The following is a 26,140-nucleotide window of genomic DNA, read 5'->3' as shown; positions in this document are numbered from 1 at the left end:
TGCTAGCATGCCCGCATGACGACCGAGACCCCCCCGACCGAACCCACCCCGGCCTCGCCGGCCCCGGCCGCCGTGCCCTCGTCCGCCAAGGCCCGCCGGGCCGATCCACCGCCTCGTCGCGGTGGTGGCGCACTGGCCCTCGCCGTGCTGCTTTCGCTCGCCGCCGCCGGCGCCGCGGGCTACACCGCCTACACCGTGTGGAACATGCGCCAGGACCTCGGCGCCGCGAATGGCCTGAAGGGCCAGGTCGATACGCTGCAGGCCGCGGTCGACGGCTTGCGCGACGACAACGCCAACCTGCGCCGCCGCCTCAGCGATGCCGATGGCGTGAACCGCTCGGCGCGCGAAGAAGTGCTCGGCATGGCCGAGCGCACCAAGAACCTCGAAGACGCGGTGGCGAACCTTTCCGAGCGCAGCCTCAGCGGCCACGACGCCATGCTGCTCGACGAAGCCGAGTCGCTGCTGCGCATGGCGAAGGAACGATTCGCCTTGTTCGGCGATGCCAGCGGGGCGCTCGCCGCCTATGGGTTGGCCGACCAGGCGCTCGCCGGCGTCAACGACAGCGCGTTCGCCGCCGTGCGGCAGAACCTCACTGCCGAGCGTGAAGCGCTCGACGCCGTGCAGCCGAAGGCCCGCGCGAACGACCTCGCCACGCTGGCCGACCTGCGCGCGCAGCTGCCCACGTTGCCGCTGAAGGACATGGATACGCAGGCCGGTGCCGACGAAGACCGCACGTTCTGGCAGCGCGCCGGCAACGCGCTGGGCAGCATCGTCCGCATCAGCCATGACGAAGGCACGCCGCTGGGCCTCGCCGATGACCGCCTTGCGCGCGAACTGGCCGCGCTGGACGTGGCGCATGCCGAGGCGGCCGTGCTTGCCTACGACGACCGCGGCCGCGATGCCGCGCTCAAGCGCGTGGACGCGACGCTGGCGGCGCATTTCAACCCGCAGGCGCCGTCGGTGCAGACGGCGCGCAAGCGCATCGAGGCGCTGCTGGCGAGCCAGGCCAAGGGCAACGAGCCGAAGCTTGGCGCCGCGCTCGAAGAGCTGCGCAACCTGCGTTCGGTGCACGCGCTGAAAGCGGGCGGTGCCGCGCCCGCGCCCGCGCACGCGTCATCGGCGCCGGCGCCTGCCGGCGCGCCCGGCGCAGCACCCGCACCCGCACCCGCCTCCACCGCTGCGAAGGTTTCGCCATGAAGCCGTGGCGCTGGGTTGTCGGCCTCATCCTTGTCGCGGTGCTCGCCGCGTTCGCGTGGCACTGGGTCGCGGACGACCCGGGCTATGTCCTCATCCACCTGCGCGGCACCACCGTGCAGATGACCGTCGTCACGGCCGTCGTGCTGTTGCTGGCGCTGTGGGCCGCGATCTCGCTGCTCGTCGCGCTCATCCGCTGGCCCTTTGGCGCGATGAACCGCCGCCATCGACGCCTCAGCCGGCGTCGCCTCGCCGACGGCCTGGTGGCGTTGATCGAGGGCCGCCACGGCGAGGCCGAGCGCGACCTCAACCGCGCCGCGCGTTATCCGTCCGTGCGCGGCCCCGCGTTGCTTGCCGCCGCGGAGGCGGCTGAGCGCCACGGTGAATCCAAACGCGCCATCGAAACGCTCGACCTGGCCGCGCAGGAAACGCCGCGCGCGGCGCGTGTGTTGCGCGCGCGGCTGATGCGTCGCACGGGCCGAGCCGCCGAAGCCGTCACATTGCTGGCGCCCGAAGCCGACAACGGCGCGCTGGCGCCCGCGGGGTGGGTGGAGTTCGCCGAGGCCTCGCTCGCCAGCGACGATCCGCGCAACGCCATGCGTGCGCTCGAGCCGCTGCGCAAGAGCGGCGAGCTGGGCGCCGCCACGTTCAACGACCTGGAAGGCCGTGTCGTTGCCGCGAACATCCTTGCCGCACGCGACGGGGCCGCGCTGGCCGCGCTGTGGTCGCAGCTACCGAAGGGCCAGCGCCGCCTGCCCGCGGCCATCGACGCATACGCACGCCAGGCCATGCGCTTCGGCCAGGGCATGGCCGCCATGGATGAAATTGAATCCGCGCTGCGTCGCGAGTGGTCGCCGCTGCTCATTGCCACCTACGGCGCGATGGGGGCGGAAGACCTCGACCAGCGCGTGCGTCGCGCCGAGGCGTGGATCGACACGCATCCGAACGATCCCGCGCTGCTCACCGCCGTTGGCCGCATGTGCGTGCGCATGCAGCTGTGGGGCAAGGCGAAGCCCTACCTCGAGCGTGCGCTGGCCATCGAGCCGAGTGCCGCCGCGTGGGAAGCGCTGGGCGATGTCTATCTCGGCGAGAAGCAGCCCGAGTTGGCGCAGCGCTGTTACCGCAATGCGTTCGCGCTGGGCCGCGGCGAAGCGGGCGTGCCGTTGCCGGAAAGCCGGGGTGGCCGCATCGACACGCGCGTCACCGCCGTCGAAGAGCGCGACCAGCACGGCGTGCCGCGGCTGTCGCCCTGAGCCGGCGTCAGTGGGGCGGTGGGCTGTTCACGCCGCCCGGCGCCCGCCAGTGGCCGTCCAGTGCGCAGCGCTGCGCACGGCGCTTCGCCTGCACCACGTCGTCGGGGCGCATGCCCGTGAAGGCGTCCGGCTTGTCGAATTGCGCGTAGAGGGCCATGCACTCGCGAGGCGATAGCGCCGATTCGCCGAAGTTCGGCAACGGCTCGCCCTGCCCATGCTGGCGCACCGTCGAGATGCCGTTCGTGATGAGGTAGAACAGCATCAACACGAACCACAGGGCCGCCCACGCCAGGGGTGGCATGCCGAGCCGGCGGCGCGGCCGGGCGGGCGGCCCACGCCGGGGCACGCTCGCCGAGGGCGGGGCCGCCCGGCGTTCGAATTCGTCGCGCGTATCGCGCGGCAGGTTTTCGAAAGCGGCTTGCCACGCATCGAGCTGTTCGTCCACGAGGTAGAGCGCCAGCCAGTCGGGCAGCCACGCGCGCAACCGGCCGATGTCGGGCCAGCGCCGCGCGACATAGGCGTCGATGCCGCCCTGCGCACGTTCGATGTGGGCGAGCCAGGTCGCCCGCCAGCCTGCGTCGAGCGTGGCCCAGTCTTCCGCCTGCGCAAGCACGCGCCCGATCCACGCGGCCCGCGGATCGGCGCGGCGAAGGCGGCCCACTTCGTGCCAGTGGAACGCCTCCGTCGCCGCATGGAACAGGGCCGCGCGCCGGTCGATGCCGGCGGTGGCCAGCGCATCGATCACGAGGTCTTCGAACTGCCCGGGTGCATCGACGTAACCATGGCGCAGCGATGCGAGCGCGTTGCCGAGCAGCGCCGCGATGGCGTCGTCACCCGCGTCGCGCACCGCGTCCCGGAGGCGCCGCATGGCGTCCTCTGCAGCGTGGTCCTGCGGCGGGGTGTCAGCCGCGGCGTCGTCGTCGGCGGCCCCACGGGTTTCCTCGCACCAGCCATCGTCCTGCCCCGGCGCGGGGCCCGCCGGGTGGTCGTTGCACCAGGCGAGCGCGGCCTGGTACGCCTCGCGCAGCTGCTGGAAGGCCACGGGGTCGGCGCCGGGGTCGACCTGGCGAAGCCGCGCGGCGTACGCCCGGCGTACCGCGACGGTATCCGCGTGCGCAGGTAGGCCAAGGGTATCCAGGCACCAGGGTGTCCCGGTCATGCTCAAGGGGCGCTCTCGCGCTGGAGGCGTTCGAGCAAGGCATGGCACCGGTGAGCCTGCGCCGCTTGCTCCACGGTCGGTAGCGTGCCGGGCGCGTCGATCTGGTCGACCAGGCGCATGCAATCGAACGCCTGGGTGCGCTCGGCCTCGGTGCGGCCGGGCACGTGCCGCATCGCCGTCGCACCCGGGGTATCCACCGATCGCTGCGACGAGGCAAGGATGCCGTGCATCGCCCAGAAGACGAACGCACAAAGCGCCACCCACACTCGCACGTCGACCGCGCGGCGCGGGGTACCGCGTTGCGTTCTCCTTCGCACCGCATAGGGCTCGGCGCCGCTGGCCGCCCGGCGTTGCTCGCTGTCGGCGGCTTCGAAGCGAGCCTGCCACGCCTGCGCGCGCGCTTCGCTGATGTAGAGCGCGAGGTAACGTGGGAACCGGGCGATTGCATCGCGGATGCGCGGCCAGGCCAGCGCGGCAGCGTCCGGGATCGGCCCGCTACCCTCGCCATGCGCCGAAAGCCAGGTGCGGATATCGGCTTTGTCGACCGGGTCGAGCGTCTCGAAACGCTGCCGCTGCTGTTCCACGCTATCGATCCAGCCACCCGCGGGGCCAAGCGATGCCAGGTGCATGTACTCGTGCCACCCGAAGTGCGCGTACGCCGCGACGAACACCGCGGGGCGGCGGCGGATGCCTGCGCTGGCCAGCGCATCGATCAGGTAGCGCTCGAACAGGAACGGTGCATCGATATGCTCGCGGCGTAGCGCGGCCGCGCAGGCCTGCAGTTCGGCCGCGATGTGCGCCGCCTCGCCGTACTTGACCCGGCGGGCGAAGCGTTCGATGAGGCGCATGGCGACGGTTTCCGGGCCGTCGGCATCGGTGCGTCGCACGGCGGCCGACGCCGGTAGGGGCAGCGGCGGTGGCTGCACTGGCGCTGGTTCAACGGTTGCGGCCGTGTCGCCCGTGGCCGCCGCGGCAGCCTGGTGGGCGACCCACGCCCGGGCATGCTCGTACGCCTCGCGCAGGCGCGCGAACCCTACCGGGTCGGCGCCGGGGTCCACCTGCTTCAGGCGCACGGCGTAGGCGCGTTTCACCGCCCGCTCATCGGCGTCCGGGCCAAGCGCCAGCAGCTCGAAGGACCAGGGCATCTGCATGGGGTCAGTCGGCGTGGTCGGGCGCGAAGTAGCTATCGGATTCGACGGCCTTGAGGGCGTCGCGGAACTGCGCGGCATCGCGCGCGATCAACCGCGGATCCTGCGTGGCCAGCACCTGCTCGAAGCGCGCGATCATCTGGCCGACATGCTCGCGGGCCTCGCCCAGCAACTGCTCGTAGAGGCGCTCGGCGCGCGCCAGCAGCGTGCGGTTCTCAAGCGTGTCGCGCGGGTGGATCTTCAAGACGGAAAGCACCTCGAGGCGCCGGGCAATCTCCTCCGGCGACATGTGCGCCTGGCCGCTTTCGATGACGAGGCGCTTGACCTCGCCGGTGCCGACGACGCTTACCTCCACTTCAAGCAGGCCGTTGACATCGTAGGTGAAGCGCACATCGACGCCCTGGCCGTGGCCAGGGCCCGGCTCGACCGGGACGCTGACCTCGCCGAGGCGGATGTTGTCGCGGACCATCCGCGATTCACCCTGGAACACGCCGATGGTGATGGCACGCTGCTGCGGGTTCACCGGGAAGAAGCGCTGCACGCGGCTCACGGGCACCACGGTGTTGCGCTCGATGATGGGCGCGTAGTAGCCCTCGGCCACCACGCCTTTCTCAAGCGCGCGCACCACCTCCGTACCCAGCGTGTAAGGGCACACGTCGGTCATCACGGTTTCGTCGAGCGCCTGGTCCTTCATTTTCAGGCCGGCCTGCACGGCCGCGCCCAGTGCCACCACTTCATCCGGGTTCAGGCCGACCGCGGGGAAGCGGCCGAACATGCGCGTGGCCAGCGCGCGGATCATGGGCATGCGCGTGGCGCCGCCTGCGAGTACGACGTTATCGAGGTCGGCGGCACGGATCCGCGCGTCGCGCAGCGCGCGCTCGATCGGCCGCCACAGGCGTGCCAGCAGCGGCTCGGCAAGCTTCTCGAACGCGGCCGCGTCGAGCTCCACCAGGGCATGCTGGCCCTGCCAGCTGATTTCGAACGAAGCCTTGCCGTGCGCACCCAGCTCGCGCTTGGCAGCCTCGGCGCGGGCCGCGAGGCGCTGCATGAACGCGGCATCGGCGCGCGCGCCCTCCGGGATGCCGTGGGCGAAGGCGAGGTCGGCGACAAGCGTGGCGAAATCCTCGCCGCCGAGCATGTTGTCGCCCGCGCTGGCGCGCACTTCCATCACGCCCTCGAACATCTCAAGGATGGAAACGTCGAACGTGCCGCCGCCCAGGTCGAACACCAGGAACTGGGTCTCCTTGTGGCCCTCGTGGATGCCATAGGCCAGCGCGGCGGCGGTGGGTTCGTTGAGCAGGCGCTCCACCTTCAGGCCGGCCAGTTCACCGGCCACGCGGGTGGCCTTGCGTTGCGCATCGGAGAAGTAGGCCGGCACGGTGATGACGGCCTCGCTGACGGGCTCGCCGAGGTAGGCCTCGGCGTCTTCCTTCAGCGCGCGCAGCACCAGGGCGGAGAGCTCCTCCGGGCGGAAATCGCGATCGCCCAGGCGCATGAGGCGGGCGCTGCCCATGTAGCGCTTGAACAGCGCCGCCGTGAGGTTGGGGTGGGTCTGCAGCCGTTCGCGTGCCGCCTCGCCGACCAGGACACGGCCATCGGCGTCGAGGCCGACGCACGAGGGCGTGAGGAAACTGCCGAGCGCGTTCGGGACGAGCCGCGGGCCGCCGTCCTTCCAGACGGCGACAAGGCTGTTGGTGGTGCCGAGGTCGATGCCGACGATCATGTTGTCCCTGCCCCTGCGTGCGCCCGGACGACGCACGATCCCCAGTTAGCGGCAGGCACCTCCCTGCCTTGAATGCCGGAGTCTACCCGTTGGCTAGAGCGCCGTCAGGTTGGCGTAGGCATAGACCAGCCACTTCGAGCCCTCGTCCTCGAAATTGACCTGCACCCGCATGTGGGCGCCCGCGCCCTCGGCGCTGACGATGGTGCCCTCGCCGAACTTGGGGTGGCTGACCCGCTGGCCGAGCTTCACCGGCATCGGCTCCTCGAACCCGCCACCACCACCGCCAGCGAACCGGTCGGCATAGGCCGGGCGCGAAACCTGCACGCGCGGGCGCAGTTCGTCGATGAGCTCGGGTGGGATCTCGCCCAGGAAACGCGAGGGGCGGGCCAGCATCTCGGTGCCGTGCATGCGCCGGGACTCGGCGTGGGAGACGTAGAGCTTCTGCCGGGCGCGCGTGATGCCCACGTAGGCCAGGCGGCGTTCTTCCTCGAGCCGGTTTTCTTCCTCGGTGGAGCGCTGGCTGGGGAAAAGGCCTTCTTCCATGCCCACCAGGAACACGATGGGGAATTCCAGGCCCTTGGCCGAGTGCAGGGTCATGAGCTGCACGCAATCGTCCCACGCCTCGCCCTGGCCTTCGCCTGCTTCCAGCGCGGCATGCGACAGGAAGGCCGAGAGCTCGTTGAGCCCGGCGTCGGTATCTTCCGGAGTCATCTCGAAGCGGCTGGCCACGTTGACGAGCTCATCAAGGTTCTCCACCCGGGCCTCGCCGTTGCCCCGCTTGTCGTTCTCGTAGAAATCGCGCAGGCCGGTATGCGTGATGGCGTGTTCGATCTGTTCGGCGAGGTCGAGGCCCGCGGGGGCATCATCGGCCGCGGCGTCGCCGCCGCGGAACGTGCGGTGCATCTCGTCGATGAGCGCGATGAACGAACGCAAGGCGTTCTTCGCACGGCCCGCGAGCGAGCCCATGGCGATTTCGTTGAGCACCGCCTCCCACATCGAGCTGCCGTCCTGGCGCGCGCGGCGGCGCAGCTCGTCGAGCGTGCGGTCGCCGATGCCACGCGTGGGCGTGTTCACGGCGCGCTCGAAGGCGGCGTCGTCATGGCGATTCGACGCGAGCCGCAAGTAGGCCAGCGCATCCTTGATTTCCGCGCGCTCGAAGAAGCGCAGGCCACCGTACACGCGGTAGGGCAGGTTGCGCTGTATCAGTTGCTCTTCGAAGTTGCGCGACTGCGCGTTGGAGCGGTACAGGATGGCGCAATCGCGCGCATTGCCATGCTCGGCGATGTACTCGCGGATGCGCTCGATGACGAAGCGGGCTTCGTCCTGCTCGTTGTACGCGGCATAGAGCGCGATGCGATCGCCCTCGTCGCCATCGGTCCACAGCTGCTTGCCGAGGCGGCCGCCGTTGCGCGCGATGACCGCGTTGGCGGCCTTCAGGATGGTGGAGGTGGAGCGGTAGTTCTGCTCCAGGCGGATGGTTTTCGCGCCGGGGAAATCGCGCAGGAACTGCTGCACGTTCTCCACCTTCGCGCCGCGCCAGCCGTAGATGGCCTGGTCGTCGTCGCCCACCACGAACACCTGGCCCGTGCTACCGGCCAGCACGCGGATCCACGCGTACTGCAGCGTGTTGGTGTCCTGGAACTCGTCGATGAGCAGGTAGCGCCAGCGATCCTGGTAATGCTTGAGCACGTACGGATCCTTCAGCCACAGCTCGTGCGCGCGCAGCAGCAACTCGGCGAAATCGACCAGGCCGGCGCGCTGGCACTGCTGCTCGTAGGCTTTGTAGATCTCCACGAAGGTGCGCGTGACCGGGTGGTCGCGGTGCTCGATGCTGTCGGGGCGCTTGCCCTCGTCCTTCCACTGGTTGATCTGCCACGCCGCCTGGCGCGGCGGGAACCGGGCCTCGTCCAGGCCCATGCCCGCGACCACGCGCTTGATGATGCGCTGCTGGTCGTCCGAATCGAGGATCTGGAAGCCTTCGACCAGCCCGGCCTCGCGCCAGTGGCGGCGCAGCAGGCGGTGCGCGATGCCGTGGAAGGTGCCCACCGTGAGGCCCTGGGTGCCGCCCGGCACGATGCCGTCGAGGCGCGAGCGCATTTCGCCCGCCGCCTTGTTGGTGAACGTGACCGACAGGATGGCCCACGGCGGCACGCCCTCGACCTGGGTGAGCCAGCCGATGCGATGGGTGAGGACGCGGGTTTTGCCGGAGCCGGCGCCCGCGAGGATCAGGTAGTGCCCGGGCGGGGCACTGACGGCCTCACGCTGTGCGTCGTTGAGGCCGTCGAGTAGGTGGGATACGTCCATCCCGCCATTGTAGCGGAGCGTGCGCCCCGCTTAGTTCTTGCGGGTGAGGCCGGCCACGGCGACGATGCCGCCGATGACGATACCCGCGATGCCCGCCCACTGGGGGATGGCCTTGTCGTGGGTGGCCTCGATCTTGGCCGGGCCAAGCTTCGCCACGGTATCGGTCTTCTCATAGCTGCCGTTGCCGGCGACTACCCAGATGCCGAGGCCGATGAGGATGATGCCGACAACGATGAGTCCTGCGCGCATGGGAATGCCCCCTGTATGGATCGGTGGCGGGAGCATGCGTTGACGGATGTGAGGACGGCGTGGGGGCGGTCAGCCGCCGTATAGCCGGCTGACTACCCGCCGGGCTTCGTCCCGGGTGCGCGGGCAGGCGTGGCCATCGGCAATGCGGCGCAGGTGGCCTTCGCTCTCGACGTCGCCCAGCGTCCCGGCCAGGGCGAGCGCCATGCGCCGGCGCATCAGGTCGTTGGTGGGCTTGCCGCAGATCGTGCCGGTGTCGATGTCGAAGTAGTACTGGTCGCCCAGTTCCCCCGTGGTATCGCCGCGAAGCAACAGGTTCAGCGACGCGCTGGGCGCGGGCGGCGGGAACTGCGCGTGCACGTCGCGCCCGGCCAGGTACATCAGCACGGTGCCCGGTGCCAGCGTCGCCTCGCCGGCGTAGGCCAGCGCCACGCGCTCGCCGATCTCGCCGCGCACGCCCGTGGCGTCGTACGTGTAGGTACGCGTGTGGTAGCCCGGGCCGTAATAGTGGGTGGTGAGGAACGAGAAGCCATGGTCGTGGTAAGCGAAGAAGCTGAGGTTCTCGTTGTCTTCGTGCGTCGCGGCCTCCACCGGCCACAGGTTGATGCGGACCACGAACGGGCCGAACGCATCGAGGATGCATGTCTGCCGCGTCTGCATGCGCAGCGGGCCGTCCTCGCGGAGCAGGTCGGCGCGCAGCGCGTCGGTAAGCAGCCCCGGGTGCCGCGCCAGCGCCACGATATCGCCGGCCACTGTTTGCAGCGTCTCCGGCCGCGCGGGGTCCACGCTGGCGAGCACGCGCCGGCGGAACGCGTGCAGGTCCATCGGCGCGGCGGGGTCGTGGTGGCTCGTCATCACCATGGTTCAGGCCGCCATGCGCCGCAGCGTCTCGGCGGCGGCACCCGCGACGTGCGGATGCCTGTCGCGCGCGAGCATGTGCAGCGCCGCCTGGCCTACTCCCCCATCCAGCGTGGCCAGGCAGCGCGCGGCTTCCCAGCGCACCTGGTGGTAAGGATGGTCGAGCATGGCGCGCACATCGGGTATCGCGGCGGTATCACCCGCGCGCGCCAGCTCGGCGAGGATCGCCAGGAGGGCGCGCGCCTCGTTACGCGTTTGCACGGGTTGCAGCGGCGTACCCGTGCCGCGTTCGAATTCCCAGCGCTGCCACACCTGCGGCGAGGCGGCGAACGTCAACAGCGTGGGCGCCGCCGTGCCGTCGTCGTCGACGAGGTGGAACGTTTCGCGCGGCGCATCCGCGTCCATGCGTGTCCACGGCATGAGCGATTCGACGCCTTCCAGCACCAGGGGCAGCGAAGGATCGAACACATCCACGTCCGCACCATGCGCCATACGGTAGCGCTCGACGCGCACCGGCACGCGCGAAAGCACCGCCAGCATTTCCGGCGCGGCAAGCGTCGTGGCAAGGCGCTCGCCATCCTTGCGCGGCGCCGTGGTGGTGCCGCGCTCGCTGTGCGCGGCCGAGGTCAGCACCAGGCTGAATGCGGGCGCCTGGCATACGGTGACGCCATGCCAGTGCCACTCGGGCATGTCGGCCAGCGGCACGTCGTCGGCGAGGTCACACAGCATCGCATTCTGGAACGCGGCCCATGGGAGCGGGTCGAGCAAGGCGTCGAATGCATCGCGCAGGTCCCAGAACGTACCCGGCCGCGCCGCGCAGACCGCCGACGCGGCGTGTTCGGCAAAGCGCCGTATGGCGGGGACCGCGCGCGCGGCGCGGGCTAGCTGGATCATGGCGGCGGCTTAGCCGGCCGCTGTCACTTCGTCGGCGTCGACGGCCAGGTGCGGGCGAAGCGTGGGGTAGCTCGTGATGATGTCGACGGTGGCTTGCTCGTCACGCGCGGCGACCGTGGCATGGATGCGGTCGACACGCCCCACGGAGGCGGCGGCGTGCGGCAGTTCGGCGAAAGCGATGGTCCACGACATGGGAAGGATCCGGGCAGGCGGCCGGACTGGCCGCGAATTTAGCGTACGCGGCGTGGTGGTGTGCTGAAGCGGGCGTGGTTCGCAGATTGGCGGGGATAGGAAAAATTCCAGCGTTTTGAGTCTGTCCCGATTTCTCATGAGATGTGTCTCATTGTCTTTATTTCTCAATGGCTTAGGTGTTTACAGGGGCCGCCAAGGCAGGCATGCTGCGCGCCTCGATCAGGGAGAACGGAATGCGGGTTTGGGTGCTGGCCACGTTGGCCGCGTGTGTGGTGCTGACGGGTTGTGGTGACAAGCCGGTGCCACCCTTTGCCAGTGCGCCGTTCTCGGTGGCGCGGAAGGGGAATGTGTTGAGCATTCCGTTCGAGGTTCCGCCGACGGCGAATCTGACGTACAGCTACATGCTGGCGTTCAAGTACGAGATGCCGGAGACGGGAGACCCGACACTGTCGTTCTGGAGTCACCCGCAGGGAGCGCACCTGTTCCTGAAGGTGAAGCTGGTCGCAATAAATGCTGATGGAAGTGAAGAGGAGATGACCACTCACGCATACCACAGGGACGATAGCGGCGTTCAACAGGCTTCGGCGATGGGCCCGCGCGTGGTGAACGTCAATATGCATGGAGCCAGCCTTGGAACCGCTCTCATGGAGGTTGTGCACTTTACTGCTCCGCGCCATGGCCACTATCGATTCGATGTGGAGACCCTGCGGGACGTAGAAGTATTTGAGCCCATTATTTCGTGGCTCACGGTGGAACGCGAATATGCAGGACCAAAATAAGGAGGCGACATGGATGCCAAGAGATACACCGTCACGGTGTTTGCTGCTGCACCCGGGACGTGGATTCATAAAAGCGAGGACGGCAAGGACATTTTTAGCCGCTCCGTGCCCGGTCACGTTTACTACGAGACCAGTGACGGACAGGATCCGCACAGTTGGGGCTTTGCACCCGTGGAACATGGCAGTCTCTATGGCCCCGGGATTCCGCAGACGAACGACGCTAATGAGTACATCGAACCGATGTACGAGCGAACCATGGAAATTTCGAAGGGGCAGTACGACGCGCTGAATGAATTCGGCAAGCACCCGGAGAATTTCGGCTTCGATCCGATGTACAAGGACATCCGCAATAACTGCGTGGACTACACCTGGGCCGCATTGAACCACGCAGGTATACAGCGAACCCACGGGCATTTGGGTCACCTTGAGCAACATGGCGTCGACGGCAAGCTGAGCTACCTGCCGGCGCACACGCCGAACGACTTCCGCACCATTAAAGACCCCGTGCCCGGTAGCGACCTCAACACGGAGACGACGAGGGATCCACCGAAACGCGAGCCGTGGCAGGCACCACTGGGCGTCCCCGAGAAGCACGCGGAGCTCTCTCAAGACGACCCCTTCGAACGCCTCTACGCGGCCACGGCAACCAACGACGACAAGGCCTTCGACAAGGTTGGCCAGGCGTACCTGCAATCGCAGGAAGGCCAGGCGTTCCTCCAGTCGGGCCAGGACGCGAACCGCCAGCAGGCGCTGGCGGAGCAGCAGGCGATGGAGCAAGCCCAGGTGCAGCAGGGCCCGGTGATGCGCATGACGATGTAAGGAGTGGCACATGGACGAACAGGATGTGAAGTCGCTGGCGGTGAAGCTGGCGGCGGTGACGGATCGGATCGAGAAGCGGCTGGATGCCGTGGCACGGGGAACGATGCAGGCTACGCAGGCCATGGAGCAGCAGGCGCGCCAGGCGCTGGCGGCATCGGAGCAGGTGTCGGCGGGCGTGCGCCGCGCGGCGGCGGATGCGCTCCAGCATGGCACCACGGAGGCCATCGACCGTTTCGGTGGCGTGGTGCGCGCCTCGGAGCGTCGGCTGGAGGACGCGGCGGAGCGGCTGGAGCGGCGGATGCTCACTGTCGGCAAATGGCAGGTGGCGTTCGCGTGGAAGGCGTTCGCAGCATCGGCGCTGGGCTCGTTCGCGCTGATTGGCGTGGCGGCGTACGTGATCTGGGAAGCCAGGGAGGCCGCGCGTGTCACGCGCTGGGTGAAGCAGGTCAATGCCGCGCAGGCGGCGGGGCGGCTCGGTGCGTGTCCGGCGGGTGGCGAGCATGTGTGCGCCAAGGTCGATAAGCGCTGGGTGAGGCTCGACCCTTAGCCGGTGACGTAAGAGCTTCGCGCGCAAGCGCGCTCCTACATGAGTGAGGCAAAAAAAACCCCGGCAGCCAGGGGAGCTGCCGGGGCGGGGTGGGATGGCCGGCCCAGGGGAAGACTGGCCATCCGCGAGGTGGCCCCAGGGAGGTGGGGCCCACCGATGGGACGCCGTTGCGTGCGTCCGATGATATAGACGGCTGAAGGGGCCGGAAGTTGCAATGCCGGGCCAAAAAAAGTCAGGCCATGTTCATGGCCAGTGGAATCAATAGCTTGGCGCGGGGCAATCTGAACGGGTAAACGAAAGATTTACGATTTGGCCGTCTAAACGCTGCTCAGTGGGCTTCGTCCCAGTTCTTGCCTTCGCCCACTTCCACTTGTAAGGGCACGCTAAGCTCGGCGGCGCCGCTCATGCTCGCCTCGATAACCTTCTTCACTTCCGTGACGGCATCCTCGCGCACCTCGAACACCAGTTCATCGTGCACCTGCATGAGCAGGCGCACGTCGTCGCGCTCGCCCATCCAGCGGGTGACCGCCAGCATGGCGCGCTTGATGATGTCGGCGGCGGTGCCCTGCATGGGCGCATTGATGGCGGCGCGCTCGGCACCGGCGCGCAGCGCCTGGTTGCGGGACTTCAGGTTCTCGAGGTACAGGCGGCGGCCAAACAGGGTCTCGACGTAGCCCTCCTGGTGGGCCTTGTCGCGCGTGGCGTCCATGAAGGCGCGCACGCCAGCGAAGCGTGAGAAGTAGCGCGCCATGTAGTCGGAGGCCTCGCCACGATCGACGCCCAGCTGGCGGGCCAGGCCGAAGGCGCTCATGCCATACATGAGGCCGAAATTGATGGCCTTGGCAGCGCGGCGCTGGTTGGTGGTGACCTCGTCGGGCGGCACGCCGAACACCTCGGCGGCCGTGGCGCGGTGCACGTCGCCGCCCTCGGCGAAGGCGCGCACGAGGCCTTCGTCGCCGGAGAGGTGGGCCATGATGCGCAGTTCGATCTGGGAGTAGTCGGCCGCGACGATGCGCCAGCCCGGCGGCGCCACGAAGGCCTGGCGGATGCGCCGGCCTTCCTCGGTGCGCACCGGGATGTTCTGCAGGTTGGGGTCGGACGAGCTGATGCGGCCGGTGGCCACGGCACCCTGGTGGTAGCTGGTGTGCACGCGGCCGGTGCGCGGGTTGACGATGCCGGCGAGCTTGTCGGTATACGTGGAGCGCAGCTTGGCCAGCCCGCGGTAATCGAGGACGAGGCGTGGCAGCTCGTGCGAATCGGCCAGTGCCTCGAGGGCTTCTTCGTTGGTCGAGGGCTGGCCCGTGGGGGTCTTCACCTTCGCCGGCAGGCCCAGCTCGTCGAACAGCACGGCCTGCAGCTGCTTGGGCGAATCCAGGTTGAACTCGTGCCCCGCGGCCGCGTACGCCTTTTGCTGCAGCTCGAGCATGCGCTTGCCGAGCTCCTGGCTCTGCAGGCGCAGTTCGTTGGCATCGATGAGCACGCCCGTGCGCTCCATCTTCGCCAGCACGGGCACGACGGGGATCTCGATGTCGGTGTACACGGCGCGCAACGAGGGCTCCGCCTCGAGCCGCGGCCAGAGTGCCTGGTGCAGGCGCAGGGTGATGTCGGCATCCTCCGCCGCGTACTTGCCCGCCGTTTCGATATCCACCTGCGAGAACGAGATCTGCTTCGCGCCCTTGCCGCAGATCTCCTCGTACTTCACCGTGGTGTAGCCGAGGTAGCGCTGGGCCAGCGAATCCATGTCGTGGCGGGTGGCGGTGGCGTTGTAGATGTACGACTCGAGCATGGTGTCGTGGGCCAGGCCCTGCACCGCGATGCCGTAGTGCGACAGCACGTTGATGTCGTATTTGCCGTGCTGGCCCACCTTGGGTCGTGACGGATCCTCGAGCACGGGCTTGAGCGCGCCAAGCACGTGCTCGCGGGAAAGCTGCGCAGGTGCGCCGGGGTAGTCGTGCGCCACGGGGATATAGCAGGCCTTGCCGGCCTCCACCGCCAGCGACACGCCCACCACCTCGGCCAGCATCGCGTCGATGCTGGTGGTCTCGGTGTCGAACGCGATGAGCGGCGCGGTTTCGAGCTTTTCGAGCCATGCGGCGAGGCGGTCTTCGGTGAGCACGACCTCGTACTCGCCGGGGCCGCTGAACACGTCCGGCGACACCAGCGCGGTGGCCGGGGCGGCGACGGCCGCCACCGGGGCGCTGGCGGCAGCGGAAGGCTCGGTACCGTTGTCGAGGTCCTTCAGTGCCGCCTTGAAGTCGTAGCGCGCGTAAAGCTCGCGCAGCGCCTCGACATCGCGCGGGCGCATGGCCAGGTCCTTCGGGCCCAGCTCGAGCGGCACGTCGGTGCGGATGGTGACGAGTTCGCGCGACAGGGGCAGGCGCGGGATGGCGGCACGCAGGTTCTCGCCGATCTTGCCGCCGATCTTGTCCGCATGGGCGATGAGTGCGTCGAGGTCGGCGTATTCCGCCAGCCATTTCGCGGCCGTCTTGGGGCCGCATTTCTCCACGCCGGGTACGTTGTCGATGCTGTCGCCCACCAGCGTGAGGTAATCGACGATCTGGCCGGGGCGCACGCCGAACTTCGCGATGACACCGTCGGTATCCATCGTGGTGTTGGTCATCGTGTTGATGAGGATGATGTCGCCGCCCACCAGCTGCGCGAAATCCTTGTCGCCCGTGGAGATGACCGTGTCGATGCCGGCGGCGCTGGCCTGGCGGGCCAGGGTGCCGATGACGTCGTCGGCTTCCACGCCGGGCACGCAGAGGATGGGGAAGCCCAGGGCGCCCACGATCTTCATCATCGGTTCCACCTGCGCGCGCAGGTCGTCCGGCATGGAGGGGCGGTTGGCCTTGTACTCGGCGTAGAGGTCGTCGCGGAAGGTGCGGCCCGGGGCGTCGCAGACGAAGGCGACGTAGTCGGAACCGGCCTTCATGGTGGTGCGCAACATGTTGACGATGCCGAACAGCGCGCCGGTGGGCTCGCCGTGCGCGTTGGTCAGGGGCGGCAGCGCGTGGAACGCGCGGTACAGGTACGAGGACCCGTCGATGAGCGTGAGCGTAGGCATCCCCGGATTCTCGCACGGCGGGCCCGGGGCCGCCCGTTCACGTGGCGTGGGTGGCCGGCCTTGGTATGCTCGCAGCCCCGCACGGAGACCACCCCATGAACCGCATGCACGCCCTTGCCGCCGCGTTGGTCCTTGCCCTGGCCCTGCCGGCCGCGGCGCAGACCGCCCCGGAGCCGAAGCTGAAGGATCTGCCGCCGCCGGCCCTGAACGATCCGGGCGTGAAGCCGGGTGAACCCGATCGCTCCGGCCAGAAGCCTATCGAGCGCCCCGTGCCGTACGACCAGTCGGCGGAGACCCGCGCCACGCCGGCCACGTCCGACGCCCAGGGCAGCAAGGTGTCGGCGGCCAACCTGCCGGCCATGCAGGATAACGGCCAGGTCGACGGCCGCGGCGACCAGCCGCCGCAGGTGACCGTGCACACCGAGGGTACCGACACGGTTGAGGAATATCGCACGGCCGGTCGCCTGACGATGATCCGCGTCACCCCGAAAAACGGCGTGCCTTACACGGTCATGGCGAACAACGACGGCAAGCTGGTGCGCGACTCCGGCACCCGCAACATCAGCCCCGTTTACTACAAGGTGTACGAGTGGGGCGCGGCGCCAAAGCCGGCCGGTTCGGACTAACAGAATGGGTGGCTTTTGATCCTGTGGGAGCGCGCTTGCGCGCGATGGGGCTTGCGGCAAGATACATCGCGCGCAAGCGCGCTCCCACAGAGAAAAGCACACACCGAAAAGGCGGGTCGGTCAGGCATCCAGTTCGGGGTAGTGGCGGAAGATGCCGTTCTCGCTGTGCGGCAGGCGCCGGTCGCTGGCCAGGTAGCCCGCCACGTTCGGCCGCTCAGCCACCCGCTTCGCCAGCGCGCGCAGCAGCGGCACGTCGTGCCGTGACATCGCCTTCGGGAACGCGTAATCCAGCCCCGACATGACCTGGAACAGCGACAGGTCGACGTAGCTGAACTCGCGCAGTGCATGCCTGCCACCGCCACGTTCCAGTGCTTTCTCGAAATACTGCAGGAACTTCGGGATCCGCGATTCCCGGAACTCCTTCGCCCGCCGCCTCGCTTCGGTTTTCTGGTCCTCGTAATAGGCGCCTGCGCCGACCGGGTGGTGCACGTCGTGCGCCTCCACGACCAGGTCGGTGATCGTCAGCTGCAACTGGTGCGCGTAGATGCGCTTCGCCTCGCTGTCGGGCACCTGGCCGTGCCGGGGCCCAAGGTAATGGAGGATATTGGCCACCTGCGCGATAACGAGGCGGCCTGATTTCAGGAAGGGCGGTGCGAAGGGCAGGGCGCCTTCGTGCTCGCCGTCCAGCCATGCGGACATCACGTCGTCGCCTTCCTCGCGCGCCACATCCGTGTAGGCGGCCCTGGCATCTTCCAGCGCCAGGCGCACGAATTCACCGCGGCCCTGGATGCCGGTCCAGTAGTAGAGCTCATAACTCATGCGCTTCCTCCTGCCGTGAAGGCCCGAGGATCGCGGCGCGGCGTTCAAGCCAGCGTGAGTGCGATGTCGCGGAAGGTGTCCCACGCGGTCTGCGCTGGTGGCGACAACGAGCGCGCCCGGCGGCGCAGCAGCGTCACATCGCGGTGGATCTGCGGCGTGAGGCGCAGGGTGACGAGGCCCGGGCGTAGCGCATCCAGCGAGAGTGCCGGCGTGACCGTCACGCCAAGGCCGGCTTCCACCATGCGGAACGCGGTGTGCGGATGGCCCACCTCGATGGCCACCCGTGCCACGACCCCTTGCGCGGCCAGCGCCGCGTCGATGAGCCGGCGGCTGCCCGACGCGTGGTCGAGCAGCACCAGGGGCTGGCCATCGAGCGCCTTCCACGCCACGCCCTTGCGCGCGGCGAGTGGGTGGTCGGCCCGGCAGACCAGGCGGAAGGGGTCGTGGAGGATGGTTTCCGCCTCGAACTCCTCGCGCGTGGCCGGTTCCACGGTGAGGCCGAAATCCACTTCGCCGCCGCGCACGGCATCGAGCACCTGCGCCTGGCTCTGGTCGCGCAGGATGATCTCCAGCGACGGGTGCTCGCGGGTGCAGCGCGCGATGCCCAGCGGCACGAGGCCTGCGGAAAGCGTCGGCACGGCCGCGATGCGCACGCGGCCGCGCAGCGGATCGGCCTGGGCCCTGGCGTGGCCCAATACGCCATCCAGCTCGTCGAGCACACGGGCCAGCGCCTGCTCGAGGTAGCGGCCCGCCTCCGTGGGCACCACCTCGCGCGTGCTGCGGTCAAACAGCTTCACGTCGAGCTCGGCCTCGAGGTCGGCGATGAGCCGGCTCACCGCGGGCTGGGTGAGGTGCAGCGCCTCCGCGGCACGGCGGAAATGCCGGTGCCCTGCGACGGCGAGAAAGGCCCTGAGCTGGCGCATCGAGACATTCATGCGCTCAGATTATCACTGAATCAGATAAAACGATTTGCCTTATCAAAGGCGGAGCAGTGCAATAGGCGCGTCCCCACTTCCACGCCGGCCCTCGCCATGCGCCGCTTCCTGCCCGACGGTTTTACCCTCTCGCTCATCGCCACGGTGCTCCTGGCAAGCGTCCTGCCATGCCGTGGCGCGGCCGCCCAGGCGTTTGAGGTACTGACCGATATCGCCATCGCGCTGCTGTTCTTCCTGCACGGGGCGAAGCTGTCGCGCGAGGCCGTGGTCGCGGGCATGACGAACTGGCGCCTGCATCTCACCGTGCTGGCCAGCACCTTCGTGTTGTTCCCGCTGCTGGGCCTGCTGCTGAAGCCCGTGCTGTCGCCGCTGGTATCGCCCGACCTCTACCTCGGCATCCTGTTCCTGTGCACGCTGCCGTCGACGGTGCAGTCTTCCATCGCCTTCACCTCCATCGCGCGGGGCAACGTGCCGGCCGCCATCGTGTCGGCCTCCGCGTCCAGCCTGCTGGGCATTTTCATCACGCCGCTGCTGGTGGGCCTGGTCATCGCCGGGTCGGGGCAGGGCGCCATGTCGTGGCATGCGATCGGCGCGATCGTGGTGCAGTTGTTCATCCCGTTTGTCGCGGGGCAGGTGGCGCAGCGCTGGATCGGCGGCTGGGTGCGCAGGCACGCGACGCTGCTGACCTTCGTCGACCGCGGCTCGATTTTGCTGGTGGTGTACACCGCTTTCAGCGCTGCCGTGCTGCAGGGCCTGTGGCACCAGTTGCCGCTGCCCGTGCTGGCCGGCCTGGTGGCGGTGAACGCCGTGCTGCTGGCACTGGCGCTACTGGCGACGCGTTATGGCGCGCGTGCGCTGGGCTTCGGCACCGAGGATGAGATCACCATCGTGTTCTGCGGCTCGAAGAAGAGCCTGGCCTCCGGCGTGCCGATGGCGAAAGTGTTGTTCGCCGGGCACCCGCTCGGCCTCATTGTGCTGCCGATCATGCTGTTCCACCAGGTGCAGCTGATGACCTGCGCGGTGCTGGCGCGCCGCTACGCGCTGCGCCGCACCGCATAAAAAAACCGGAGCTTGTGGGAGCCAGCTTGCTGGCGATGGGTGGTGCCGCAAGCCTCATCGCCAGCAAGCTGGCTCCCACAGTCTTTGGATCAGCCAGTTTTTTGCATCAATGGCGGAAGTGGCGGATGCCGGTGAACACCATGGCCATGCCGTGCTCGTCGGCCGCCGCGATCACCTCGCTATCGCGCATGGAGCCGCCGGGCTGGATCACCGCCGCGATGCCCGCGGCCGCCGCGGCATCGATACCGTCGCGGAACGGGAAGAACGCATCGGAGGCCATGACGCTGCCAGGCACGACGAGGCCGGCTTCTTCGGCCTTCAGCCCCGCGATCTTCGCGCTCACCACGCGGCTCATCTGGCCCGCACCGACGCCGATGGTGCGCTGGTCCTTCGCGTAGACGATGGCGTTGCTCTTCACCATCTTGGCGACGCGCCATGCGAACAGCAGGTCGTCGAGTTCGGCGGCGGAGGGCTGGCGCTTGCTCACCACCTTCAGCTCGTCGCGCGCCACCTGGCGGTGGTCGGCCGTCTGCACCAGCAGGCCGGAGCCGACACGCTTGATATCGTGCGTGTTGCGGCCCTCGCCCAGCGGGATCTCGAGCACGCGCACGTTGGCCTTCTTCGTGGCCTCTTCCACGGCACCGGCTTCGACCACCGGCGCGATCAGCACCTCGACGAACTGGCGCTTCAGGATCACCTTGGCCGTCTCGGCATCGAGCGGGCGGTTGAAGGCGATGATGCCGCCGAACGCGGAGGTGGGGTCGGTGGCGTACGCCAGCTCGTACGCGGCGAGCGGATCAGCGGCCACGGCGACACCGCACGGGTTCGCGTGCTTCACGATGACGCAGGCGGGCGCATCGAACTGGCGTACGCATTCCCACGCGGCATCGGCATCGGCGATGTTGTTGAACGACAGTTCCTTGCCCTGCAGCTGGCGGAAGGTGGCGAGCGTGCCGGCGGCCGGGCAAAGGTCGCGGTAGAACGCGCCGGCCTGGTGCGGGTTCTCGCCGTAACGCAGGTCCATGACCTTCACGAAGCGGCCGTTCGACTGCGCCGGGAATTCAGCGCGGCTCGCGACAGCGGCGTGCGTCTCGTCAAGCGTGACACCGGAGAGGTAATCGCTGATGGCGGCATCGTAGTTCGACACGCGGTTGAAGGCGGCCACCGACAGGCGGAAGCGCGTGGCGCGCGTGAGGCCGCCCTTGTCTTCGATCTCGGCCAGGGCTTCGTCGTACTGCGCCGGGTCGGTGAGCACGCCCACGTCGTTCCAGTTCTTGGCCGCCGCGCGCAACATGGCAGGGCCGCCGATATCGATGTTTTCGATGGCGTCCTCCAGCGTGCATTCAGGGTTCGCCACGGTGCGCTCGAACGGGTAGAGGTTCAGCACCAGCAGGTCGATGGGGACGATGCCGTGCTCGGCCATCACGCCGTCGTCGGTGCCGCGGCGGCCCAGCAGGCCGCCGTGCACCCTGGGGTGCAGCGTCTTGACGCGGCCATCCATGATCTCGGGGAAACCCGTGAGGTCGCCCACGTCGCGGACGGGGATGCCGGCGTCGCGGAGCGCCCTGGCGGAGCCACCCGTGGAGAGGATCTCGACGTTGGCCGCGGCGAGGCGGCGGGCGAGGTCGGTCAGCCCGGCCTTATCGGAGACGCTGACGAGCGCGCGGCGGACGGGAACGAGGTCGGGGGATGGCATGGGCACTTTCCGGGAGGGGAAAGCGCGCCATTATAGCCGCCTAAATGGCGGGCGGCCGGAAACTCAGGAAATACCGTGGGCGGCGAGCTTCTTGCGCAGGGTGGCGCGGTTGATGCCGAGCGCGGCCGCGGCACGGCTCTGGTTGCCGTCGTGGAACGCCAGGACCTCGCGCAGCAGGGGGCCCTCGACCTCGCGGATGACCAGCGCGTGCAGGCCCTCGGCGCAATCGGTGTCACCGATATCGGCGAGGTAGCGGCGCACGGTACGGCTGACGCATTCGCTGAGAGCACTCTGCATGGAGGTTTCGTTGGCGGCCTCGCCGGCAGCAAGTCTCACAGCGTTCAAGGCATATCCCTCTCGCCCCGGGGCCGTGGCACCGGACGGTTTCTTGTTCTCGTGATCGCGGATGCGACGTGCACCGCCGTTCAAGGCCGGCCTTGTGTCGCGAAGGGGATTGAGTGTACTCGCCTGCGGGGGCGAAGTGCAGGCTTGCAAAAAGAAAATTTTTCGCACGGTCACTCGAAGCTGAACGCGAAAGCCACCGCGTGCTGGCCTGGGTCTTGCACCTCGAAGACCATGGCCGTGGTCGCGTCGGCGCCCAGCCCGCGTGCGCGGGCATCGGCATCGCCGACATAATCGGCGGGCTGGAAGCGGCGCATGGCGAGCCGCTGGCCGTTCGCGTCGGAGAGCACGATGGTGACGACGGGGTACGGCTGCGCGAACGCGGCATCGTTGTGCACGCTGGCGGTGATGAGCAGGCCATCGGGCACCGACGGGTGTTGCTCGACATCGCGCGCGAGCAGGCGCAACCGGCCCGGCGCGGCCACCAGCGGCAGGTGGCAGCCAAGCACGCCGCACGCGGCCTGCAGCACCGGGCCGAAGGTGGGGTCGGCCACCAGCGAATCGCGCTTGGCCCACGCCAGTTGCGCGCCGAGCCCCAGCACCAGCACGGCGCACACGCCCACCCACGCGAGGGAGCGCCATGCGCGCGGCTTTTTCGTGCGCGCGAACTTCGGCGTGAACGTGAGCTGGGAGAAATCCTCGCCCAGGGGCGCGGGTTCGGGGCCTGCCTCGACCACGCCATCATCGGCCACGAGTGAGACGACGGCCTCGGGCACCGGCTCGGGCGTGGTGGCGGCCGGGCGGGGCCGGAAGACCGCCACGTCCACCACGGGCGGCTCCTGGTCGAGCGCATGCATGGGCAACTGGGTGAAGGGCTCGGCCGGCAGGTGGGCGGCCAGCGTGCCCAGCGCGTTGAACACCGTGCCGCAATGGCTGCAACGAAGGCAGCCGCAGGCGGGCACCAGCAGCTCCGCTTCCAGCTTGTAAACGGTGAGGCATTCGGGGCACTGGGTGTACATCGTTCGATCATAGCGTGCGCGCCCGGTAGAATCGTCGCTCCCACCTCGCCCCGCTGGCCCAACCATGCCCTGGCTCGAACTCTCCCTCACCATCCGTGCCGCCGAACAGCCGCGCGTGGAAGCCGCGCTCGAAGACCTCGGCGCCCTGTCGATCACCCTGCAGGATGCCGATGCGGAGACGCCGGACGAGGAAGCCATCTTCGAGCCCGGCGTGGGCGAGCTGCCGCTGTGGAACCAGATCGTGCTTAACGCGCTGTTCGACATCGACGCCGACCGCCGCGGCCTCACCGCCGCCATCGCCGACGACCTGCCCTTCATCGAGCCGGCGCATATCAGCTGGCGCGAAGTGGAAGACCAGGACTGGGAGCGCGCGTGGATGGACCAGTTCAAGCCCATGCCGTTCGGCCGCCGCCTGTGGGTCTACCCGTGGAACATCGACCCGCCGGAGGACGGTGGCATCGTGGTCGTGCGCCTCGACCCTGGCCTCGCGTTCGGCACCGGCACGCACCCCACCACCGCCATGTGCCTGGAGTGGCTCGATGGCCAGCAGCTGGCCGGCCAGCGTGTGCTCGATTACGGCTGCGGCTCGGGCATCCTCGCCATCGCCGCGCTGAAATGTGGCGCCGCGCACGCCGTGGGCATCGACAACGACCCGCAGGCGCTGCTGGCCTCGCGCGATAACGCCGAGCGCAATGGCGTGGAAGGCGCGCTCGATGTGTACCTTCCGGGCGAGGCGCCGGCCGAACTGGCCGACGTGCTGGTGGCGAACATCCTGGCAGGCCCGCTGGGCGAGCTGGCACCGACCTTTGCCGCCGCGGTGAAGCCCGGTGCGCCGTTCGCGCTCTCGGGCATCCTGTTCGGGCAGCACGAGGAACTGCTGGCGCGCTACGCCGAGTGGTTCGATGACCTGGAAGTGCGCCAGCTCGAAGACTGGGTGCGCATCAGCGGCCGCCGCAAGCGCGGCTGAGTTGTCGTAGGAGCCCACTGGTGGGCGACGCCGTTCGCGAGAGGGCAACGGGCCTGCTGCGCTGGTGCAAAAGATGTCGCCCACGGCGTGGGCTCCTACAAAAAAATCCCGCCATCAGGCGGGATTTTTTTTAATCCGAAGCGTGCGGGGCTTCTTTTTCTTTCTGCTCCGCCATCCGCTTTTCCAGGTAGTGGATGTTCTGCCCACCTTGCTGGAAACCCACGTCGGCCATGATGCGTTGCTGCAGCGGGATGTTGCACTTCACGCCTTCGATCACCGTCTCGTTCAGCGCCATGCGCATGCGCGCGATGGCCGTGGCGCGGTCGGGGCCGTGCACGATGATCTTGCCGATCATCGAATCGTAGTTCGGCGGGATGCGGTAGCCGTCGTACAGGTGCGTATCCACGCGCACGCCCGGGCCGCCCGGGGCCTCGAAGCGCTTCACCGTGCCGGGGCTGGGCATGAAGGTGTCCGGGTCCTCGGCGTTGACGCGGCACTCGATGGCGTGGCCGGTGAGCACGATGTCTTCCTGGCGGATCGAGAGCTTCTCGCCACCGGCGATCAGCAGCTGCTCGCGGACGAGGTCGATACCCGTCACCAGCTCGGTCACCGGGTGCTCCACCTGGATGCGGGTGTTCATCTCGATGAAGTAGAAGCGGCCGTTCTCGAACAGGAACTCGAACGTGCCCGCGCCGCGGTAGCCGATGCGGATGCATGCATCGACGCAGACCTTGCCGATCTCATTGCGCATCTCGGGCGTGATGCCCGGTGCCGGTGCTTCCTCGACGACCTTCTGGTGGCGGCGCTGCATGGAGCAGTCGCGCTCGCCGAGGTGGATGGCGTTGCCCTGGCCATCGGCCAGCACCTGGATCTCCACGTGGCGCGGGTTCTCCAGGAATTTCTCCATGTAGACCTGGTCGTTGCTGAAAGCGGCCTTCGCTTCCTGCTTGGTCATGACGATGGAGTTGGCGAGGTGGGCCTCGGTGCGCACCACGCGCATGCCGCGGCCACCGCCGCCACCGGCGGCCTTGATGATGACCGGGTAGCCGATCTCGCGGGCGATGCGGATGTTCTCGTCCACGTTATCGCCCAGCGGGCCGCCCGAACCCGGCACGCACGGTACGCCGGCGGCCTTCATGGCGCGGATGGCTTCCACCTTGTCGCCCATCAGGCGGATGACGTCGGCGGTGGGGCCGATGAAGACGAACCCGGATTGTTCGACCTGCTCGGCGAAGTTGGCGTTCTCCGAGAGGAAGCCGTATCCCGGGTGGATCGCGCCGGCATCGGTGATCTCGGCGGCGGCGATGATGCGCGGGATGTTGAGGTAGCTATCGACCGAAGGGCCCGGGCCGATGCACACCGATTCGTCGGCCAGGCCGACGTGCTTCAGGTTGCGATCGACGGTGGAGTGCACCGCGACCGTCTTGATGCCGAGCGCGTGGCATGCGCGCAGCACCCGCAGCGCGATCTCGCCGCGGTTGGCAATGACGACCTTCTCAAGCATGGGGGGGCGCCTCAGGCGATGACGAACATCGGTTCGTCGAATTCGACCGGCTGGCCGTTCTCGACCAGGATGGCGACGACCGTGCCGGCGACGTCGGCTTCGATCTGGTTGAACATCTTCATCGCTTCGATGATGCCGATCGTCTCGCCGGCCTTCACCTGCTGGCCCACCGTGGCGAACGCCGGGGCGCCCGGGGTGGAGGCGGCGTAGAACGTGCCGACCATGGGGGCCTTCACGACGTGGCCCGGCGGCAGGCCGGCATCGGCAGCGGGGGCGGCCGGGGCGGCGGCCGGTGCGACGGCAGCGGCAGCGGCAGGGGCGGCGGCGACCGGCGCGGCATACATCGGCGGCGCGGCCACGGCGACGCCACCCTTCGGCACGCGCGAGAGGCGGACGACTTCTTCGCCTTCCTTGATTTCCAGCTCGGCGAGGTTCGATTCCTCGAGCAGGTCGATAAGCTTCTTGATCTTGCGCAGGTCCATGGGACAAACCTTGGTAAGTAGAGGGGGTGCTTACGCCGCCGGGATGGCCAGGCGGAGCAGGGCGGCCTCGAGGGCCAGGCGGTAGCTATCGCCGCCAAGACCGCAGATGACACCCGAGGCGATATCCGACATGAACGAGTGGTGCCGGAACGGCTCGCGCGCATGCGGGTTGGAAAGGTGTACTTCGATGAACGGGATGGCGACGCCGGCCAGGGCATCACGCAGGGCCACCGACGTGTGCGTGAACGCCGCCGGGTTGAACAGGATCCAGGCCACGCCTTCGTCGCGGGCCTGGTGGATGCGGCCAATGAGCTCGTATTCGGCGTTCGACTGGAAGTAGGTCAGGTCGTGGCCGGCCGCCTGGGCGCGGGCCAGCAGCGAGGCGTTGATGTCGGCCAGGGTTTCGCGCCCGTAGACCGACGGCTCGCGCACGCCAAGGAGATTGAGGTTGGGTCCGTGCAGGACGAGGATCCTGGCCACTCTTCACCTGTGCCTTGAGTCCGGAACGCCG

25 protein-coding genes are annotated in these 26,140 nt (G+C 68.6%); 8 read left to right on the top strand and 17 right to left on the bottom strand.

Going from position 1 to position 26,140, the window contains the following annotated elements:
* Positions 1–15: 15 nt before the first annotated feature.
* Positions 16–1,197: a uroporphyrinogen-III C-methyltransferase gene (locus tag VI08_RS00815; RefSeq protein WP_084621139.1), complete on the top strand. Its 1,182-nt coding sequence runs from the start codon at positions 16–18 to the stop codon at positions 1,195–1,197.
* Complete coding sequence (locus VI08_RS00810; protein WP_045827622.1) at positions 1,194–2,447, top strand: heme biosynthesis HemY N-terminal domain-containing protein; 1,254 nt, start codon at positions 1,194–1,196, stop codon at positions 2,445–2,447. Before VI08_RS00815 ends, VI08_RS00810 begins: the two co-directional genes overlap by 4 nt.
* Before the next feature lie 7 nt (positions 2,448–2,454).
* On the opposite strand, the gene VI08_RS00805 is transcribed toward VI08_RS00810, so the two are convergent.
* The 8 genes from VI08_RS00805 to VI08_RS00770 form a co-directional block, all read right to left on the bottom strand.
* Positions 2,455–3,606, bottom strand: a complete 1,152-nt coding sequence (locus VI08_RS00805; protein WP_045827621.1) for a hypothetical protein — start codon at positions 3,604–3,606, stop codon at positions 2,455–2,457.
* Positions 3,607–3,608: 2 nt separating this feature from the next.
* Positions 3,609–4,757 carry a hypothetical protein gene (locus tag VI08_RS00800; RefSeq protein ID WP_045827620.1) on the bottom strand — a complete coding sequence of 383 codons (1,149 nt, stop codon included), beginning with the start codon at positions 4,755–4,757 and terminating at the stop codon, positions 3,609–3,611.
* Positions 4,758–4,761: 4 nt separating this feature from the next.
* Positions 4,762–6,477 (bottom strand): Hsp70 family protein, encoded by a 1,716-nt coding sequence (locus VI08_RS00795; RefSeq protein WP_045827619.1) that lies wholly within the window; start codon positions 6,475–6,477, stop codon positions 4,762–4,764.
* A gap of 93 nt (positions 6,478–6,570) precedes the next feature.
* Positions 6,571–8,781, bottom strand: a complete 2,211-nt coding sequence (uvrD, locus tag VI08_RS00790; RefSeq protein WP_045827618.1) for a DNA helicase II — start codon at positions 8,779–8,781, stop codon at positions 6,571–6,573.
* A 30-nt stretch (positions 8,782–8,811) separates the two neighbouring features.
* Positions 8,812–9,030 (bottom strand): hypothetical protein, encoded by a 219-nt coding sequence (locus VI08_RS00785; protein WP_045827617.1) that lies wholly within the window; start codon positions 9,028–9,030, stop codon positions 8,812–8,814.
* A gap of 69 nt (positions 9,031–9,099) precedes the next feature.
* Complete coding sequence (locus VI08_RS00780; RefSeq protein ID WP_157006175.1) at positions 9,100–9,882, bottom strand: hypothetical protein; 783 nt, start codon at positions 9,880–9,882, stop codon at positions 9,100–9,102.
* A 9-nt stretch (positions 9,883–9,891) separates the two neighbouring features.
* Positions 9,892–10,779, bottom strand: coding sequence for a HEAT repeat domain-containing protein (locus tag VI08_RS00775; RefSeq protein ID WP_045827615.1), 888 nt, complete (start codon positions 10,777–10,779; stop codon positions 9,892–9,894).
* Positions 10,780–10,788: 9 nt separating this feature from the next.
* Positions 10,789–10,971: a hypothetical protein gene (locus VI08_RS00770; protein WP_045827614.1), complete on the bottom strand. Its 183-nt coding sequence runs from the start codon at positions 10,969–10,971 to the stop codon at positions 10,789–10,791.
* Positions 10,972–11,174: 203 nt separating this feature from the next.
* Here VI08_RS00770 and VI08_RS00765 point away from each other — a divergent pair, with 203 nt between their 5' ends.
* The 3 genes from VI08_RS00765 to VI08_RS00755 are packed head-to-tail and all read left to right on the top strand — an operon-like array spanning position 11,175 to position 13,116.
* On the top strand, positions 11,175–11,750 hold the full coding sequence (locus tag VI08_RS00765) for a hypothetical protein (RefSeq protein ID WP_045827613.1): 576 nt from the start codon (positions 11,175–11,177) through the stop codon (positions 11,748–11,750).
* Between the two features lie 9 nt (positions 11,751–11,759).
* Positions 11,760–12,569, top strand: coding sequence for a hypothetical protein (locus tag VI08_RS20660; protein ID WP_052697599.1), 810 nt, complete (start codon positions 11,760–11,762; stop codon positions 12,567–12,569).
* A gap of 10 nt (positions 12,570–12,579) precedes the next feature.
* Positions 12,580–13,116 (top strand): hypothetical protein, encoded by a 537-nt coding sequence (locus VI08_RS00755; protein WP_045827612.1) that lies wholly within the window; start codon positions 12,580–12,582, stop codon positions 13,114–13,116.
* A 328-nt stretch (positions 13,117–13,444) separates the two neighbouring features.
* Here VI08_RS00755 and polA read toward each other — a convergent pair whose 3' ends face one another.
* Positions 13,445–16,180, bottom strand: a complete 2,736-nt coding sequence (gene polA, locus VI08_RS00750; RefSeq protein WP_045827611.1) for a DNA polymerase I — start codon at positions 16,178–16,180, stop codon at positions 13,445–13,447.
* A 95-nt stretch (positions 16,181–16,275) separates the two neighbouring features.
* On the opposite strand from polA, the gene VI08_RS20655 reads away from it, so the two are divergent.
* Entirely contained in the window at positions 16,276–16,806 is a 531-nt protein-coding gene (locus VI08_RS20655) for a DUF2782 domain-containing protein (protein ID WP_052697598.1), read from the top strand.
* A gap of 120 nt (positions 16,807–16,926) precedes the next feature.
* Here the strand turns inward: VI08_RS20655 and VI08_RS00740 are convergent, their stop codons facing one another.
* Together VI08_RS00740 and VI08_RS00735 are read right to left on the bottom strand one after the other, a co-directional pair.
* Complete coding sequence (locus VI08_RS00740) at positions 16,927–17,625, bottom strand: glutathione S-transferase (protein WP_045827610.1); 699 nt, start codon at positions 17,623–17,625, stop codon at positions 16,927–16,929.
* Between the two features lie 44 nt (positions 17,626–17,669).
* Positions 17,670–18,560: a LysR family transcriptional regulator gene (locus VI08_RS00735; RefSeq protein WP_045827609.1), complete on the bottom strand. Its 891-nt coding sequence runs from the start codon at positions 18,558–18,560 to the stop codon at positions 17,670–17,672.
* Between the two features lie 96 nt (positions 18,561–18,656).
* Between VI08_RS00735 and VI08_RS00730 the strand changes: the two genes are divergently transcribed.
* Entirely contained in the window at positions 18,657–19,619 is a 963-nt protein-coding gene (locus tag VI08_RS00730; RefSeq protein ID WP_045827608.1) for a bile acid:sodium symporter family protein, read from the top strand.
* Between the two features lie 106 nt (positions 19,620–19,725).
* Here the strand turns inward: VI08_RS00730 and purH are convergent, their stop codons facing one another.
* From purH to VI08_RS00715, 3 genes are all read right to left on the bottom strand, one after another.
* A complete protein-coding gene (gene purH / locus VI08_RS00725; RefSeq protein ID WP_045827607.1) occupies positions 19,726–21,315 on the bottom strand; it encodes a bifunctional phosphoribosylaminoimidazolecarboxamide formyltransferase/IMP cyclohydrolase in 1,590 nt (529 codons plus the stop codon).
* 63 nt (positions 21,316–21,378) lie between these two features.
* Positions 21,379–21,660, bottom strand: a complete 282-nt coding sequence (locus VI08_RS00720) for a helix-turn-helix domain-containing protein (RefSeq protein ID WP_428992122.1) — start codon at positions 21,658–21,660, stop codon at positions 21,379–21,381.
* Between the two features lie 170 nt (positions 21,661–21,830).
* Positions 21,831–22,676, bottom strand: a complete 846-nt coding sequence (locus VI08_RS00715; protein ID WP_045827605.1) for a zinc-ribbon and DUF3426 domain-containing protein — start codon at positions 22,674–22,676, stop codon at positions 21,831–21,833.
* Positions 22,677–22,740: 64 nt separating this feature from the next.
* Between VI08_RS00715 and prmA the strand changes: the two genes are divergently transcribed.
* Positions 22,741–23,643 (top strand): 50S ribosomal protein L11 methyltransferase, encoded by a 903-nt coding sequence (prmA, locus tag VI08_RS00710; protein WP_045827604.1) that lies wholly within the window; start codon positions 22,741–22,743, stop codon positions 23,641–23,643.
* A gap of 130 nt (positions 23,644–23,773) precedes the next feature.
* Here prmA and accC read toward each other — a convergent pair whose 3' ends face one another.
* From accC to aroQ, 3 genes are read right to left on the bottom strand one after another with little or no spacing between them, the layout of a single operon-like run.
* The gene (accC, locus tag VI08_RS00705) at positions 23,774–25,147 is read right to left on the bottom strand and encodes an acetyl-CoA carboxylase biotin carboxylase subunit (RefSeq protein ID WP_045827603.1); all 1,374 of its coding nucleotides are present in this window, start codon (positions 25,145–25,147) and stop codon (positions 23,774–23,776) included.
* Positions 25,148–25,158: 11 nt separating this feature from the next.
* Positions 25,159–25,629 (bottom strand): acetyl-CoA carboxylase biotin carboxyl carrier protein, encoded by a 471-nt coding sequence (gene accB / locus VI08_RS00700; protein ID WP_045827602.1) that lies wholly within the window; start codon positions 25,627–25,629, stop codon positions 25,159–25,161.
* Positions 25,630–25,659: 30 nt separating this feature from the next.
* A complete protein-coding gene (gene aroQ / locus VI08_RS00695) occupies positions 25,660–26,109 on the bottom strand; it encodes a type II 3-dehydroquinate dehydratase (protein ID WP_045827601.1) in 450 nt (149 codons plus the stop codon).
* Positions 26,110–26,140: the final 31 nt, after the last annotated feature.

Origin of the sequence: Luteibacter yeojuensis (genome assembly GCF_000964085.1) — a bacterium.
Classification (GTDB): domain Bacteria; phylum Pseudomonadota; class Gammaproteobacteria; order Xanthomonadales; family Rhodanobacteraceae; genus Luteibacter; species Luteibacter yeojuensis_A.
Note: the sequence above shows the minus strand (reverse complement) of the source record. Positions and strands in the feature narration are given on the sequence as shown.